This window comes from Roseovarius sp. B-10 (assembly GCF_056859295.1).
The window spans coordinates 125582-140627 of record NZ_JBSXOE010000032.1 but is presented as its reverse complement, the minus strand read 5'-3'; the positions used below and the strand labels follow the sequence as shown (position 1 = coordinate 140627).

Annotated in this window: 14 protein-coding genes; 12 read left to right on the top strand and 2 right to left on the bottom strand. The window is 67.7% G+C overall.

The features are described 5' to 3' along the window. Positions 1–49 precede the first annotated feature (49 nt). The 3 genes from AC13D8_RS09740 to AC13D8_RS09730 are packed head-to-tail and all read left to right on the top strand — an operon-like array spanning position 50 to position 4223. Positions 50–1075, top strand: a complete 1026-nt coding sequence (locus tag AC13D8_RS09740; protein ID WP_482968659.1) for a cysteine synthase A — start codon at positions 50–52, stop codon at positions 1073–1075. Continuing rightward, entirely contained in the window at positions 1072–3507 is a 2436-nt protein-coding gene (locus tag AC13D8_RS09735) for a DUF3772 domain-containing protein (RefSeq protein ID WP_482968658.1), read from the top strand. Before AC13D8_RS09740 ends, AC13D8_RS09735 begins: the two co-directional genes overlap by 4 nt. Then, positions 3504–4223, top strand: a complete 720-nt coding sequence (locus tag AC13D8_RS09730; protein WP_482968657.1) for an alanyl-tRNA editing protein — start codon at positions 3504–3506, stop codon at positions 4221–4223. The genes AC13D8_RS09735 and AC13D8_RS09730 overlap by 4 nt, the downstream gene beginning before the upstream one ends. Before the next feature lie 68 nt (positions 4224–4291). Here the strand turns inward: AC13D8_RS09730 and AC13D8_RS09725 are convergent, their stop codons facing one another. Both AC13D8_RS09725 and AC13D8_RS09720 read right to left on the bottom strand, forming a co-directional pair. Next, on the bottom strand, positions 4292–5329 hold the full coding sequence (locus AC13D8_RS09725; protein ID WP_129432216.1) for an AI-2E family transporter: 1038 nt from the start codon (positions 5327–5329) through the stop codon (positions 4292–4294). 140 nt (positions 5330–5469) lie between these two features. Further along, a complete protein-coding gene (locus AC13D8_RS09720; protein ID WP_482968656.1) occupies positions 5470–6099 on the bottom strand; it encodes a histidine phosphotransferase family protein in 630 nt (209 codons plus the stop codon). Between the two features lie 26 nt (positions 6100–6125). Here AC13D8_RS09720 and AC13D8_RS09715 point away from each other — a divergent pair, with 26 nt between their 5' ends. The 9 genes from AC13D8_RS09715 to AC13D8_RS09675 all read left to right on the top strand — a co-directional run bounded on the left by AC13D8_RS09715 (position 6126) and on the right by AC13D8_RS09675 (position 15004). Then, on the top strand, positions 6126–6308 hold the full coding sequence (locus tag AC13D8_RS09715; RefSeq protein ID WP_104017291.1) for a DUF3553 domain-containing protein: 183 nt from the start codon (positions 6126–6128) through the stop codon (positions 6306–6308). Positions 6309–6429: 121 nt separating this feature from the next. Beyond that, entirely contained in the window at positions 6430–7197 is a 768-nt protein-coding gene (gene olsB / locus AC13D8_RS09710) for an L-ornithine N(alpha)-acyltransferase (protein WP_482968655.1), read from the top strand. Further along, the gene (gene olsA / locus AC13D8_RS09705) at positions 7194–8030 is read left to right on the top strand and encodes a lyso-ornithine lipid O-acyltransferase (protein WP_482968654.1); all 837 of its coding nucleotides are present in this window, start codon (positions 7194–7196) and stop codon (positions 8028–8030) included. Before olsB ends, olsA begins: the two co-directional genes overlap by 4 nt. A 136-nt stretch (positions 8031–8166) precedes the next feature. Then, positions 8167–8463, top strand: coding sequence for a DNA primase (locus AC13D8_RS09700; RefSeq protein WP_482968653.1), 297 nt, complete (start codon positions 8167–8169; stop codon positions 8461–8463). Between the two features lie 40 nt (positions 8464–8503). Continuing rightward, complete coding sequence (dnaG, locus tag AC13D8_RS09695) at positions 8504–10468, top strand: DNA primase (protein ID WP_482968652.1); 1965 nt, start codon at positions 8504–8506, stop codon at positions 10466–10468. A gap of 137 nt (positions 10469–10605) precedes the next feature. Beyond that, positions 10606–12609 (top strand): RNA polymerase sigma factor RpoD, encoded by a 2004-nt coding sequence (rpoD, locus tag AC13D8_RS09690; protein ID WP_482968780.1) that lies wholly within the window; start codon positions 10606–10608, stop codon positions 12607–12609. 191 nt (positions 12610–12800) lie between these two features. Continuing rightward, positions 12801–13088 carry an HlyU family transcriptional regulator gene (locus tag AC13D8_RS09685; RefSeq protein ID WP_482968651.1) on the top strand — a complete coding sequence of 96 codons (288 nt, stop codon included), beginning with the start codon at positions 12801–12803 and terminating at the stop codon, positions 13086–13088. A gap of 90 nt (positions 13089–13178) precedes the next feature. Next, positions 13179–14288, top strand: a complete 1110-nt coding sequence (locus AC13D8_RS09680; protein ID WP_482968650.1) for a Ppx/GppA phosphatase family protein — start codon at positions 13179–13181, stop codon at positions 14286–14288. Next, the gene (locus AC13D8_RS09675; RefSeq protein ID WP_482968649.1) at positions 14288–15004 is read left to right on the top strand and encodes an RlmE family RNA methyltransferase; all 717 of its coding nucleotides are present in this window, start codon (positions 14288–14290) and stop codon (positions 15002–15004) included. Before AC13D8_RS09680 ends, AC13D8_RS09675 begins: the two co-directional genes overlap by 1 nt. The last annotated feature ends 42 nt before the right edge of the window (positions 15005–15046 follow it).

Below are 15046 nucleotides of genomic sequence, written 5' to 3'. Positions count from 1 at the left end.
CGCAGGCCCTACACCTGAGACGCGGGACATCAGGACAGGAGCGATCGGGATGCGCATGGCACGCAACCTCGCCGACGCGGTCGGCAATACCCCTCTCATCCGGCTCAGGCGCGCGAGCGAAGAGACCGGGTGCGAGATCTGGGGCAAGTGCGAATTTCTCAATCCCGGACAATCGGTCAAGGATCGCGCCGCGCTCTACATCATCCGCGACGCGGTGGCGCGCGGCGCGCTCGCGCCGGGCGGCACCATCGTCGAGGGCACGGCGGGCAATACCGGCATCGGCCTCGCGCTGGTTGGCGCGTCGATGGGGTTTCGCACCGTCATCGTGATCCCCGAGACGCAGAGCCAGGAAAAGAAGGACATGCTGCGCCTTGCCGGGGCCGAGCTGGTGCAGGTGCCCGCCGCCCCCTACAAGAACCCCAACAACTACGTGCGCTATTCGGGCCGCCTGGCCGAGGAACTTGCGCAAACCGAGGCCAAAGGCGCGATCTGGGCCAACCAGTTCGACAACGTGGCCAACCGGCAGGCGCATGCCGAGACCACCGGCCCCGAGATATGGGAGCAGACCGGCGGCCGCGTCGATGGCTTCATCTGCGCGGTGGGCTCGGGTGGCACGTTGGCGGGGGTGGCCGAGGCGCTGCAGGACAAGGGCGTCAAGATCGGCCTCGCCGACCCGGAGGGCGCGGGCCTCTACAAGATCTACACCGGCGAGGAGAACCCCGGCGACTCGATCACCGAGGGGATCGGACAAGGGCGGATCACCGCCAACCTCGAAGGATTTACCCCCGATTTCACCTGCCGGGTTCCGGACGCCGAGGCGCTGCCCATCGTCTTTGACCTGCTGGCGGAGGAGGGGCTGTGCATGGGCGGCTCGACCGGCGTGAACATCGCCGGGGCCATGCACATGGCGCGCGAGATGGGGCCGGGGCATACCATCGTCACCGTGTTGTGCGACTTCGGAAACCGCTATCAATCCAAGCTCTACAACCCCGAGTTCCTGCGCGGCAAGGGCCTGCCGGTGCCCGGCTGGCTGACCGAGGCACCGCGCTCGATCCCGGGTGTGTTCGTCGAATGAGGACGCTTCTCGTCGCGCTCTGGGTGGCGCTGGGCACGGCGCTGATGGGTCTTTCGGGGCCAGCGCCGCTGACCGCCACTGCGCAGGCGCAGCAGGTGTTGAACGGGCCGGATTTCGCGGCATGGGAGGAGCTTGCCGCGCGGGTCGAAGAGGCGCTCGACGGCGGCGAGGTGGCCACCCCCGTGCTGGAGGATTTGCGCGCGCAGGTCGCCGATTTCCGCCAGCAATTCACCGAGGCGCAGGGCGCCAACGCCACCGCGATCAAGACCGTGCGCGACCAGCTCGATGCGCTCGGACCGCCGCCCGAGGACGGCAACGAGCCCAACGAGATCGCCGCGCAGCGCGAAGAGCTGGAGCGACGTTTGGCGCGGATCGAGGCGCCGGTGCGCACGGCCGAACTGGCCCGCAGCCGGGCCGACGGGCTCATCACCGGGATTGACCAGACCATCCGCGAGCGCGAGACGGCGGAATTGTTGCGCATCGGGCCGATGCCCGTGAACCCGCTGCACTGGCCCGATGCGCTGCGCGCGCTCTACCGGCTGGCGGGCGACGTGAGCGGCGAGGTGCTCCGTTCGTGGCAGAGCCCGATCGAGCGCACGATCCTCAAGGACAACCTGCCGATAATCCTTGTTCTCGTGCTGGCCGGGTTGGTGCTGCTGGCGCGGGGGCGGCGCTGGTCCGTGCGGTTGATGCAGCGACTGGTGGGCGAGAACCCCAGCGCGGGGCACTGGATTGCGAGTTTCGGCGCGTCGCTGGGCGAGTGGTTGCTGCCTTATGCCGGCGTTTACGCGCTGGTGCGTGCGGCTTTGGTCTCGGGGATGGTGGGCGTACGCGGCGAGATGCTGCTCGACGCGCTCTTGCCCGCAGCCTTGATCCTGCTGCTGGCGCGCTGGCTGGCGCAGCGGGTGTTCCCGCGCCACGAACCACGCGGCCCGGTGCTGCAGCTCGACGACCGTTGCCGCTATTCGGGGCGGCTCTATGGGGCGATGCTGGGGCTGGTGGTGGCGGCCTTCTACTTTTTGCAGACGGTGGCCGAGGGCGCTGACTGGAGCGAGGCGGCCACCAATGTGGTGATCTTCCCGGTACTGGTGCTGACCGGGCTCCTGCTGTGGCGGCTGGCCGCGTTACTGGCTCTACACAGCCGCGCCTGTGCCGACGAGAACGACGGCGAGGCCGGGTTCTCTGGCCGGGTGACGCGGCTCATTGGCCGCGTACTGCTGGCGGTGGCGGTGATCGGGCCGCTGCTGGCGACGGTGGGCTATGTCAAGGCGGCGCAGGCGCTGATGTTGCCAACGGCGCTGTCGCTCCTGCTGCTGGCGGCTCTGGTGATCGTGCAGCGGCTCTTGACCGAGCTTTACGTGATGGTGACGGGCAATCGCGACGGCGCTGCCGACTCGCTGGTGCCGGTGCTGGCGGGTTTTGCACTGGTGATCGTCTCGGTGCCGGGATTCGCGCTGATCTGGGGTGCGCGCACGGCGCAGCTCATGGAGTTCTGGACGCGGTTCACGCAGGGGATGAGCCTGGGCGGCGTGCAGATATCGCCAACGGTTTTTCTGACCTTCGCCGCCGTCTTCGCGGTGGGATACGTGGTAACGCGGCTGTTGCAGGGGGCGCTCAGGAACACGATTTTGCCCAAGACCAAGCTCGATACCGGCGGGCGCAACGCGATCGTGTCGGGGGTGGGCTATGTCGGGATTTTCCTCGCCGCGGTAATCGCGATCACCAGCGCGGGGATCGACCTCAGCTCGCTCGCCATCGTCGCCGGGGCGCTGTCGGTGGGGATCGGTTTCGGCCTTCAGAACATCGTGTCGAATTTCGTCTCCGGGATCATCCTGCTGATCGAGCGGCCGATTTCCGAGGGTGACTGGATCGAGGTGGGCGGTAAGCACGGCTATGTCAAATCGATCTCGGTGCGCTCCACCCGGATCGAGACCTTCGACCGCACCGACGTGATCGTGCCCAATGCCGATTTCGTCAGCGGCACGGTCACCAACTATACCCGCGGCAACACCGTGGGCCGGGTGATCGTGCCGGTGGGCGTGGCCTATGGCTCCGATACCCGCAAGGTCGAGAAGATCCTGCAGGAGGTGGCCGAAGATCACCCCATGGTGCTGATGAACCCGGCGCCGAATATCGTGTTCCGCGGCTTCGGGGCGAGCTCGCTCGATTTCGAGATCCGCGCCATCTTGCGCGATGTGAACTGGGTGATGAATGTGCATTCCGACATGAACCACGAGATCGCGCGGCGCTTCGTCGAGGAAGGCATCGAGATTCCCTTCCCGCAGCAGGACGTTTGGTTTCGCAACGGCATGCCCGCGGGCGGGGCAGGGGGCGAGCCTGAGGCCGCCGCGCCCCAGCCGCCGAGCAGCGCGCCGGTGCAGTTGACCGAGGCCGATTTCGAGGGCGGTGACGGCGACGGAGGCGGGCGATGACCGGGATGCTGTTTCGAACCGATCCCTATGCGACCGAGGCGGTCGCGCGGGTGGTGGCGCACACGCCGGAGGGGGGCGTGGTGCTCGACCAAACGGTGTTCTACCCTGCGGGCGGCGGACAGCCCGGCGACAGCGGGCGGCTCGACTGGGACGGCGGCAGCCTGCCGGTGGCCACGACCGTCAAGGCCGATGGTGACGCGATCGCGCTGGTGCCCGGCGCGCCGCAGCCGCTGCCGCCGGTGGGGGCGCAGGTGTCGCAGGTGCTCGAGTGGGAGCGGCGGCACCGGCACATGCGGATGCACACTGCCCTGCACTTGCTGTCGGTGGTGATCCCGCTGCCGGTGACCGGTGGGCAGGTGGGCGAGACGCGCTCGCGGCTCGATTTCGATATGCCCGAGGCTCCGCAGGACCGCGAGACGCTGGAGGCGCACCTCGCGATGCTGGTGGATCGCGATCTGGCGGTGACCGAGGACTGGATCACCGATGCCGAACTCGACGCCAACCCCGGCCTGGTAAAGACCATGTCCGCCGCGCCGCCGCGCGGGGCCGGGCGGGTGCGGCTGATCGGGATTGGCGTGGGCGAGGACCGGGTCGATCTGCAGCCCTGCGGCGGCACCCACGTGGCCCGCACCGGCGAGATCGGGGCGCTGCGGCTGGGCAAGATCGAGAAGAAGGGCCGCCAGAACCGGCGGGTCTACCTGCACCTCGACGGGTGAGGCACGGCGGGCTTCGCCCTTGGATACGCGCCGGGGGCAAACTCCAAATGACCGATTCAGGCCCCCGCTCAGGCGGCGGGACGGGTGGTGTCGAGCTCTTCCTCGGTCTCGGGCAGGCCCTCGCGCGACAAAAGCACCGCGATCGGGCGCAGTCCCGGCACGTGGCTGAACACGATCATCGCGCCCACCATGATCGGCACCGCGAGGAACATCCCCGGAATCCCCCAGACCGCCCCCCAGAAGGCGAGGCTGATGATGATGCCAAAGGATGACACCCTGAGCGCGCGGCCCATCAGCATCGGGTCGATCACGTTGCCGTTGAGGAACTGGATCGCGCCGATAATGGCGAATATGCCCAGCGTCGTGGTGCCATCGCCCAACTGCACGAAGGCCACCAGCGCCACCAGCACCGTGGCCACGATCGAGCCGATGGCGGGGATGTAGTTGAGCACGAAGGTCAGGATGCCGAGCGCCCCCGCGAGATCGAGCTCGAAAAAGCGCGCCACACCGTAGGCCATCAGCCCGGTCACCGCGCTCACCAGCGTCTTGACCAGCAGGTAGTGGTTCACCCGGTGGATGATCGAGCCGATGATCCGCCCGGTGCGCTCCGCCTGCGCCTTGTCGCCCAGGAGGCTTTCGAGCTTGGTATCGAACCACACCCGCTCGGCGAAGAGGAAGCCCACGAAGAGGATCACAAGCACCGTGCCTTGCATCAGGCTGCCCGCTTGGCCCGCGATGGTCCGCAGATAGCCCGCAACGTCGAACGTGGCCACCGCCTGCCGCACCGCCGTTTCCGCCTGCGGCCCGAGCCACGCCACCGCGGCGGCAATCGCCTCGGGCGCGCGGTCGGCATAGGCGATGGTGGTGGAGAGCACCGTGTTGGCCTGCGACAGGATGATTGCAGACAGGCTGAGCAGCGCCGAGGAGATCAGCACCAGCGCCGTGATGCTTGCCAGCCAGTTGGGGATGCGCGCCGGGCCGATGCGCATGCGCGCGATGGAGTTGATCGCGTCGGAGGTGATGCTGAACAGGATGATCGCGGTGGCGAGCGAGATCAGCAGGAACCGAGCCTGCACCAGTAGGAACAGCACCACGGCAAACGCCATGATGAGTTGCGCGGCGGTTCGGATACGCTGGAAATCCTGCGTCTCGGTCCGGATGGGGCGGGGATTGGTCACGTCGGCGGGCGCTCGCTTTTCGAATGATCTCGCGGTTTCCCCTCAATACCGGGAAAAACCGGGGAAGATCAATCTAGCGCGGGCTGGAAGAGCACGATCATGACACTTTGCGCGGCGTGGGTGACGTCGATCCGGGCATCGCCGCGCGCGATCCGGGCGGCCAGCAGGTGGAATTCGACCCGTCGCGGATCGGGGGCGGGCAGTGTCGCGCGCCCCGCCAGCCCGTCCCAGAGCGCGGACTCGGCGGCGATATCGCCCTCGCCGGTCGCGGTGATGCCGAAGCTGCTCGCACCGGCGAGTGCCGCCGTCAGTGTGCCACCGCGCGGCAGCGCGTGGACCGCGCACAAGATCGCCAGCGCCACGTGCTGTGCCGCCGCCCGCCCGAGCGGGCCGTCGAGCGCCCAATCGAGCCGCAGTCGCGGTCGCGTGGCAAGGTGGCCGCGCACCGTGGTGCCGAGCGTGGCGGCGTCGAGTGCCGCGCCCGTGCCCGCGTGTCCGAAGGCGAGGCGCAGCATCTCAAGCGTGGCGCGCGCGCCGGTCAGGCTGTCGCGCAAGAGCGCCATCTCGTCCGGGTTTGCCCCACCCGAGGCGCCTGACAGGAACTCCAGTCCGGTGAGCGCCGCGCCGACGGGGCTTGCGAGATCGTGGCAGATGCGCGAGCCTGTCAGGGCCGCGAAGTCGGGATCATCCTGTGGCATGGCGGCAGCCGGGATCGGGGCAGGAAATGACAGAACTGAACGCGCTGCTGGAGCCGGGAATGCTGGTGGAGAACCCCGCGCGCCCCGATTGGGGGGTGGGGCAGGTGCAGTCCAATATCGGCGGGCGCATCACGGTGAACTTTCGCGAGGAGGGCAAGGTTGTGATCGACGGCAACCGCGTGACGCTGCTGCCGGTCCTTGATCACTAATTGCGGTTAGCAAAGGGTTAACAACCTTTGGTAGCATGGTCGCCGGGCGCGGGCCAGCGTCACGTTGCAACCGAAGGCGCGGCTGCGTAGAAGCCTTGCAGTCGCATCAGAGACGAGGCCGATGACCACACCCGCCCCCCGATTCCGTGTCGAGCTTGCGCATGACGCCGCCGGTATCGAGGCCGCGCAGCGGCTGCGCTACGAGGTCTTTGTCGAGGAACTGGGCGGCGACGGCCCGCTGGTCGATCACGCCGCGCGGCTGGAGCGCGACCGGTTCGATCCGGTCTTCGATCACATGCTTCTGCGCGACCTGCGCCGGGGCGGCGAGGTGGTGGGCGTCTACCGGCTGCTGCGCGAAGAGGGGGCGGCGCGCGCCGGGCAGTTCTACTCCGAGGACGAATACGACCTTGCGCCGTTGCGCGCGAGCGGCCGGCGGTTGCTGGAGCTGGGCCGCTCCTGCGTGGCACGGCCCTATCGCGGCGGCGAGGCGCTCTACCACCTGTGGCAGGGGCTGGCGCACTATGTCGAACGCCACGGGATCGAGGTGCTGTTCGGCGTGGCGAGCTTTCATGGCACCGACGTCGCGGCACTGGCGCAGCCGTTGTCGCTGTTGCATCACCGGCATCTCGCGCCGCCCGCGTTGCGAGTGCGGGCGCGGCCCGAGTGCTTTCAGCCGATGGATCTGGTGCCGGAGTCGGAGATCGACCGCACCGGCGCGATGCGTGCGGTGCCCCCGCTCATCAAGGCCTATCTGCGGCTGGGCGGCTGCGTGGGCGAGGGGGCCTATGTCGATCACGCCTTCAACACGACAGACGTCTGCCTGGTGATGGATACGGCGCTTCTGAGTGAACGGCAGCGCGCGATCTACACCCGTGGGGGCGCGGGATGAGCGTCACCTGGCAGTCGCCCACGCCACCGCCCGATACCGGGCGCGCGCCGGGGCACTGGCGGCGGGTGCTCTGGCGCGGCGGGCGCATCGCGCTGGTGATCGGGGCGGGTGTACTCGCCACGCTGGTGCTGCGGCTGGCGGAGCGACCCTTGCACGGCGTGGCGCGGCCGTGGACGCAGCCGATCACCATCTGGGTATGCCGCCGGACCCTCGCGATCCTCGGGATCGCGCATGTTGTGGAGGGCGCGTCCATGCGGGGCCCCGGCGCGGTGGTGGCCAACCATGTCTCGTGGCTCGACATCTTCGCGCTCAACGCGCGCAAGCGTGTGTATTTCGTGTCCAAGTCCGAGGTGGCGGGCTGGCCCGGCATCGGCTTTCTGGCGCGGCTTGTCGGCACTGTTTTCATAACGCGCGACCCGCGCGCGGCGCGGGCGCATACGGCGCTGTTGCGGGACCGGCTGGCCGCCGGGCAGCGGCTGCTTTTCTTTCCCGAGGGCACGAGCACCGACGGGATGCGGGTCCGCCCGTTCAAATCGACCCTGTTCGAGGCGCTCTGCGAGCCCGACGCCGGGCTGGAGGGCGCGCGGGTGCAGCCGGTGACGCTGGTCTACGAGGCCCCCGAGGGCGCTGATCCGCGGCTCTACGGCTGGTGGGGCGACATGGAGTTTGCTGGCCACCTGCTGGCGGTTCTGGGGGCTGTGCGGCAGGGACGGGTGCGCGTGGTGTGCCATGCGCCGATCCCGCTCGACGGGGCCGGGGGGCGCAAGGCGCTGGCCGCCGCCTGCGAGGCGGCGGTGCGCGCGGGCATGCCGCCCGACCGGCGCGGGACATGAGGCGCGCTGCGTCTCGCGGGTTGGTCAGCCGTGTCAAACCACCCGGCGCGTGCACCGGGCGATCTGTCGTAACCTGCTGGCGTAACGCGTCGGAATCGCCTAGCCTGCGCGCCGTTTGTGAAGGGAGACCGGACCGATGCGGATGATATCCTTGGGCCTTGTGACGCTGTGCGCGCTGTTGCCGTTTGCCGCCACCGCGCAGAACCCGATCTGCGAACCCACCGGCGAGATCGTCGCCGCGGCGGTGGAGGCGCGGCGGGACGGACAGTCGGCCGACGCGGCGAAGTCGGGGATCAACAACGGGCTGGATGCGTCGCAAGAGGGGTATGCGCCCGCTGTGCAACTCCTGGTCGATTGGGTCTACGACCTGCCCGAGGAAGACCTGCAAAAGGACGTGGCCGGGGCATGGGTCGCGCAGTGCAAGACACAGTGAGCCTCTGGACAGACGGCCCGCCCAGCCCGATATATGGGGCATGAGCCTGCCCCCGGGATTTCTCGACGAATTACGGTCGCACCTGTCGCTGTCACAGGTCGTGGGCCGCAAGGTGATGTGGGACAACCGCAAATCCAACCAGGCCAAGGGCGACATGTGGGCCCCGTGCCCGTTCCACCAGGAAAAGACCGCGTCGTTTCACGTCGATGACCGCAAGGGATTCTACTACTGCTTCGGCTGTCACGCCAAGGGCGACGCGATCAGCTTTGTCCGCGAGACCGAGAACGTCGATTTCATCGAGGCGGTGCGCATCCTCGCCGCAGAGGCCGGGATGCAGATGCCCGAGCGCGACCCGCAGGCGCAGGAAAAGGCCGACCGGCGCGGGCAACTGACCGAGGTGATGGAGCAGGCGGCGCGCTTCTTCGGGATGCAGTTGCGCAGCGGGGCCGGTGCCGCGGCGCGCGACTACCTCACGGTTCGCGGCCTGAACCTGCAGGTTCAGGACCGCTTCGGGATCGGCTTTGCCCCCGAGGGCTGGCAGGGGTTGTGGGATCACCTGACTAGCAAGGGCGTGGATCCCGGGATGATCCTCGCCTGCGGGCTGGCGCGCGAGAGCGACAAGGGCGGACGGCCCTACGACGTGTTCCGCAACCGCATCATGTTCCCGATCCGCGACGCGCGCGGGCGCTGCATCGCCTTTGGCGGGCGGGCGATGGACCCGAACGACAACGCCAAGTATCTCAACTCTCCCGAGACCGAGATATTCGACAAGTCGCGCACGCTCTACCATCACGGCCCCGCGCGCGAGGCCACTGGAAAAGGCCACCCGCTGATCGTTGCCGAAGGCTATATGGATGTGATCGCGCTGGTGTCCGCCGGATTCGAGGCGGCGGTGGCCCCGCTGGGCACGGCGGTGACCGAGCATCAGTTGCAGCTCTTGTGGCGGATGGCGGACGAGCCGATCATCATGCTCGACGGCGACCGCGCCGGGCTGGGCGCAGCCTACCGCGTGATCGACATGGCGCTGCCGCTGCTGGAGGCGGGGCGCACGCTGCGCTTTGCGCTCATGCCCGAGGGCAAGGACCCCGACGACCTGCTGCGCGCCGAAGGCCCGGGTTCTGTGCAGGCGCGGATCGACGCGGCGCTGCCCTTGGTGCGGCTGATGTGGCAGCGCGAGACAGAGGGGCGCGATTTCGACACGCCCGAGCGCAAGGCGGCGCTCGAACGCACCTGCCGCGAAAAGGCCGCGCTGATCCGTGACCCGTCGCTGCGCGGTTATTACGAGCGCGAGTTGAAGGACCTGCGCTGGCAGCTCTTCAATCCGCGCAGGCAGGCCCCGCAAGCCCCGCGCGGACGCGGTGGCAGCGGCAAGGGAAAGTGGAGCTCGCCGCCCGAAACTGCGCGCGCGGAGACGCGCAACTCCGCCCTGGTGTCGGGAAACGCCGAACAGGCGGTCCGCCTGCGCGAGGAGGTGATCCTCGCGACGCTGGTTTGCTGCCCGGAGGTGGCCGAGGAGTTCGAGGCCGAGATCGAGCGGCTGCGCTGTCGCGACCCCGATCTTGCCGGGCTGCGCGCGGCGATCCTGCGCCATGCAGGGGCAGGGGCCGAGACGCTGCGCGCGCAGATTGGCGCGGAGATGGGCGAGGATACCCTTGAAAAGCTTCTGGCGCTGCCCCATGTCGCGATCGCCCCGTCGGTACGCCACGCGGGTGATCGCGAGCGCGCGACGCTCACCCTGCGCGAGGAATTCGCCAAGCTGGCGGCGCGTGCCGGCATGGAGGCGGAATTGCGCGAGGCGGTCGAGGATATCGGCGGCCTGGCCGACGAGACGCTGACATGGCGCGTGGCGCAGGCTGCGGAGGCGCGCAACCGCGCGCAGCGCAGCGAACAGGAGGACCGCACCGTTTATGACCTGGGCGAGAATGGCCTGCGCCTCGACCGCGAGGAGCGCGAGGCATTTGCGAAGCTGCTCAGGCAACTGGACCGCCCCAAGTCGGGGCATTAGGGAGCCGAACCGTGACCGAATCGCATTTCGATGCGGAAGAGGCAAGAAATAAACAGTAAACGGGTGTGCGAATCAGATGATCGCGCTATTGATTCGGGTCAACGAATCACATGCCCGAAACCGCCGAGGAGATGCGCATGGCCGCCAAGGACACCGACGAGCAGAAGCCCGAGGAGCAGGAGCAGGAAGTTTCGCTCGACATGTCGCAGGCTGCGGTGAAGCGAATGATATCGGCGGCCCGCGAGAAGGGCTTCATCACCTACGACCAGCTCAACCAGGTGCTGCCGCCTGACCAGGTGTCGTCCGAACAGATCGAGGACGTCATGTCGATGCTGTCGGAAATGGGCATCAACATCATCGAGGAAGAAGAGGGCGAGGAAGACGACGGCAAGACCACCGCCGTCGCCGAGATCGGCAAGAAGGGCGAGATCACCCTCGGGTCGGGCAAGGAGGAAAAGCTCGACCGCACCGACGATCCGGTGCGCATGTACCTGCGCGAGATGGGCTCGGTCGAGCTCTTGAGCCGCGAGGGCGAGATTGCCATCGCCAAGCGCATCGAGGCGGGCCGCAACACGATGATCGCCGGGCTGTGCGAGAGCCCGCTGACGTTCCAGGCGATCACCATCTGGCGCGACGAGCTTTTGGGTGAGGACATCCTCCTGCGGGACGTGATCGACCTAGAGACCACGTTTGGCAACCAGCCGGGCGAGGAGGGCGAGGAGCCCGTGGTCGCCGCCAACGTGCCCACCCCGCCGGGGCAGGAGACGCGCGAGGACAAGGGGACGCGCGAGGACAAGGGCGAGGAACTCGACGCCGACGGCAACCCGATCCGCAATACCGAGGACGACGAGGAAGAGGACGAGCAGGCCAACATGAGCCTCGCCGCGATGGAGGCCGCGCTCAAGCCGCGGGTGCTCGAGACGCTCGACCGCATCGCCGAGGATTTCACGCAACTGAGCGAGATGCAGGACAACCGCATCTCTGCCACGCTCAACGAGGACAGCTCTTTTTCCGCGGCGCAGGAGGCGAAATACCAGAAGCTGCGCGCCGAGATCGTCGAGCTGGTCAACTCGCTTCACCTGCACAACAACCGCATCGAGGCACTGATCGACCAGCTTTACGGCATCAACCGCCGGATCATGCAGATCGACGGCGCGATGGTGAAGCTGGCCGACCAGGCGCGCATCAACCGCCGCGAGTTCATCGAGGAATACCGCGGGCGCGAGCTTGATCCCGTGTGGCTCGAAGACATGGCGCAAAAGCCCGGGCGCGGCTGGCAGATGTTCATCGAGCGCTTTGCCGACAAGGTAGCCGAACAGCGCGCCGACATGGCGCAGGTGGGCCAGTATGTGGGCCTCGACATCAGCGAGTTCCGCCGCATTGTTGGACAGGTCCAGAAGGGCGAGAAAGAGGCCCGCCAGGCCAAGAAGGAGATGGTCGAGGCCAACCTGCGTCTGGTCATTTCGATCGCCAAGAAATACACCAACCGCGGGTTGCAGTTCCTTGATCTCATCCAGGAAGGCAATATCGGCCTGATGAAGGCGGTGGACAAGTTCGAGTATCGCCGCGGCTACAAGTTCTCGACCTATGCGACGTGGTGGATCCGGCAGGCGATCACCCGTAGCATCGCCGACCAGGCGCGCACCATCCGCATCCCCGTGCACATGATAGAGACGATCAACAAGCTGGTGCGCACGGGGCGCCAGATGCTCCACGAGATCGGCCGCGAGCCCACGCCCGAGGAGCTGGCCGAAAAGCTGCAGATGCCGCTGGAGAAGGTCCGCAAGGTGATGAAGATCGCCAAGGAGCCGATTTCCCTCGAGACGCCCATCGGTGACGAGGAAGACAGCCAGCTTGGCGATTTCATCGAGGACAAGAACGTGATCCTGCCGCTGGATTCGGCCATCCAGGACAACCTGCGCGAGACGACGACGCGGGTGCTGGCGTCCCTGACACCCCGCGAGGAGCGGGTGCTGCGCATGCGCTTTGGGATCGGGATGAATACCGACCACACGCTGGAAGAGGTGGGGCAACAGTTCTCGGTGACGCGCGAGCGGATCCGGCAGATCGAGGCCAAGGCGCTCCGAAAGCTGAAGCATCCGTCGCGGTCAAGGAAGCTGCGGAGTTTCCTGGATCAGTAGGGTGGACAAGAAACCGGTTTCCAAGACGAGCAAAACGGGGAAGTAGTGGAATACTGAGCTACTCTCCCCCGGTGATCTTGGCATGATTCCAGCCAGCGCAGGGTGGGCGCCCCCCCCACCTTGAGGAAATTCCGTTTGCGCTTGTGGCGGGTTTCACCCACTCTGTGCCCGGACCATAAAGGAGGCCCACCATGTCCATCCTGTCACGACTGTTCGGCGGCGGAGGCGGTGGCGCAAAGCGCGAAGCGGCCGAGGCCCCTGTCGAAGACTACCACGGATATCTCATCACACCCGCCCCGCAGGAAGAAAGCGACGGCTATCGTGTGGGCGCGCGGATCGAGAAGGAACTGGGCGGCGAGGTGAAGGTGCATCATTTCCTGCGCGCCGATGTGCTGCGCGATCGCGACGAGGCGGCGGCGGTATCGCTGCGCAAGGCGAAACAGGTCATCGACGAGCAGGGCGAGCGGATTTTTCGCTGACCGCCGGGTGCGGCACTGCGGCGCGAGCCCTTGCGCGGGGGCGCGGATGCGCCTACTCTCGGGGTAACTTGAAATGGAGGGCGTGTTGTCATGGCGCCCAAGCGTCCGATTGGTGCGGGCGCTATCCCGGAACCGGTCGAGAGCCCCGCGCCGAGCCTGCCGGATCGGACGCCGCTCTACGCGGCGCTCGATCTTGGCACCAACAGTTGTCGCATGCTGATCGCCCGCCCCGAGGGCAGGACGTTTCGCGTGGTCGACAGTTTCTCGAAATCGGTTCAGCTCGGGGCCGGGCTGGAGCGGTCGGGGCGTTTGTCGCGCGCCGCGATCTACCGCACGATACAGGCGCTGCGCGTGTGCCGGCAGAAGCTGCGCCGCCACAAGGTCACGCGGATGCGGCTGGTGGCGACGGAGGCGTGCCGCCGCGCGGTGAACGGCGCCGAATTCATGGCCCGGGTGGAGCGCGAGACCGGCCTGACGCTCGACGTGATCCCGACCGAGGAAGAGGCGCGGCTGGCGGTGATTTCCTGCGCGCCGCTGGTGAGTGCGCGCACCGAGCAGCTTCTGGTGGTGGATATCGGCGGCGGCTCGACCGAGCTTGTCTGGATCGACCTGCGCGGCGTGCCCGAGCCCGAGCGCAAGCGCGCCATCATGCGGATGCATATGGGATTCCAGCACAGCGGCGAGGGGCCCGCCGCGCGGGTGGTGGACTGGATCAGCGTGCCGCTCGGGGTGGCGACGCTGCGCGAGCAGTTCCGCGATGTCGAGGACGATGCCGCGCGGTTCGCGCTGATGAGCTGGTATTTCGAGGAGAACCTCGCCGAGTTCGCCCCCTACAAGGACGAGCAGAGCCGGGACGGATTCCAGATCGTGGGGACCAGCGGCACCATCACCACCGTGGCGGCGAGTCACCTGGGCCTGCGCCGCTATGACCGCAACAAGGTGGACGGGCTCACCATGACCAGCGACGAGATCGACCGCGTGATCCGCTCCTACCTCGCGCTCGGCCCCGCCGGACGGCGGCGCGACCCGCGTATCGGACAGGACCGGCAGACGCTCATAATGTCGGGCGCGGCGATCCTTCAGGCGTTGCTGCGGTGCTGGCCAACGGACCGGCTCAGCGTGGCCGACCGGGGTCTGCGCGAGGGGATGCTTTATGCGCAAATGGCCGCCGATGGCGTGCTAGAGGACGGAGAGGACTGATGGCGAAAGGGCCGGACGGCAAGAACACATCGGGGCGCGGGCAGCGCGACCTGACCGTAAAGGTCAAGACCGCGAGGGGGCGGCGCTCGTCCTCGACGCGGTGGCTGCAGCGGCAGCTCAACGACCCGTATGTGAAGCGCGCGCAGGCCGAGGGTTACCGAGGCCGCGCGGCCTACAAGATCATGGAGCTCGATGACAAGTTTCGCTTTCTCGTGCCGGGCGCGCGGGTGGTCGATCTGGGCTGCGCGCCGGGCGGCTGGTTGCAGGTGGCGGTGCCGCGCATCAACGCGCTGGGCGACCGGCCTGGCAAGCGGCAGGGCCGGATCATCGGCATCGACCTGCAGGAGGTGGAGGCGATTCCCGGCGCCGAAATTCATCAGCTCGATTTCATGGAGGAGGGCGCCGACGCGCAGGTGAAGGCGTGGCTCGGGGGGGGCGCCGACGTGGTGATGTCGGACATGGCGGCGTCAAGCTCGGGGCACAAGCAGACCGACCATCTGCGTATCATCGCGCTGTGCGAGGCAGCGGCCTATCTGGCCTTCGACGTTCTGGAGGAGGGCGGCACCTTCGTGTCGAAGGTACTGGCGGGCGGGGCCGAGGGCGATCTTCAGAAGGTGCTCAAGCAGCGATTCACCAAGGTCGCGAACGTCAAGCCCCCCGCCTCGCGCGCCGACAGTTCCGAGAAATTCGTGGTCGCAACCGGGTTTCGCGGCTGAGGGGCGCAGAGAACCGGCGGGATCGCGGGGGCGGGTTTCGCC

Excerpts from the sequence above, each read along its gene's own strand:
- AC13D8_RS09735 (WP_482968658.1), top strand. The coding sequence starts at position 1,072 with ATGAGGACGCTTCTCGTCGCGCTCTGGGTGGCGCTGGGCACGGCGCTG.
- olsA (WP_482968654.1), top strand. The coding sequence starts at position 7,194 with ATGAGCGTCACCTGGCAGTCGCCCACGCCACCGCCCGATACCGGGCGC.
- olsB (WP_482968655.1), top strand. The coding sequence starts at position 6,430 with ATGACCACACCCGCCCCCCGATTCCGTGTCGAGCTTGCGCATGACGCC.
- AC13D8_RS09675 (WP_482968649.1), top strand. The coding sequence starts at position 14,288 with ATGGCGAAAGGGCCGGACGGCAAGAACACATCGGGGCGCGGGCAGCGC.
- AC13D8_RS09725 (WP_129432216.1), bottom strand. The coding sequence starts at position 5,329 with ATGGCGTTTGCCGTGGTGCTGTTCCTACTGGTGCAGGCTCGGTTCCTG.
- AC13D8_RS09730 (WP_482968657.1), top strand. The coding sequence starts at position 3,504 with ATGACCGGGATGCTGTTTCGAACCGATCCCTATGCGACCGAGGCGGTC.
- dnaG (WP_482968652.1), top strand. The coding sequence starts at position 8,504 with ATGAGCCTGCCCCCGGGATTTCTCGACGAATTACGGTCGCACCTGTCG.
- AC13D8_RS09740 (WP_482968659.1), top strand. The coding sequence starts at position 50 with ATGCGCATGGCACGCAACCTCGCCGACGCGGTCGGCAATACCCCTCTC.
- AC13D8_RS09720 (WP_482968656.1), bottom strand. The coding sequence starts at position 6,099 with ATGCCACAGGATGATCCCGACTTCGCGGCCCTGACAGGCTCGCGCATC.
- rpoD (WP_482968780.1), top strand. The coding sequence starts at position 10,606 with ATGGCCGCCAAGGACACCGACGAGCAGAAGCCCGAGGAGCAGGAGCAG.
- AC13D8_RS09700 (WP_482968653.1), top strand. The coding sequence starts at position 8,167 with ATGCGGATGATATCCTTGGGCCTTGTGACGCTGTGCGCGCTGTTGCCG.
- AC13D8_RS09715 (WP_104017291.1), top strand. The coding sequence starts at position 6,126 with ATGACAGAACTGAACGCGCTGCTGGAGCCGGGAATGCTGGTGGAGAAC.
- AC13D8_RS09680 (WP_482968650.1), top strand. The coding sequence starts at position 13,179 with ATGGCGCCCAAGCGTCCGATTGGTGCGGGCGCTATCCCGGAACCGGTC.
- AC13D8_RS09685 (WP_482968651.1), top strand. The coding sequence starts at position 12,801 with ATGTCCATCCTGTCACGACTGTTCGGCGGCGGAGGCGGTGGCGCAAAG.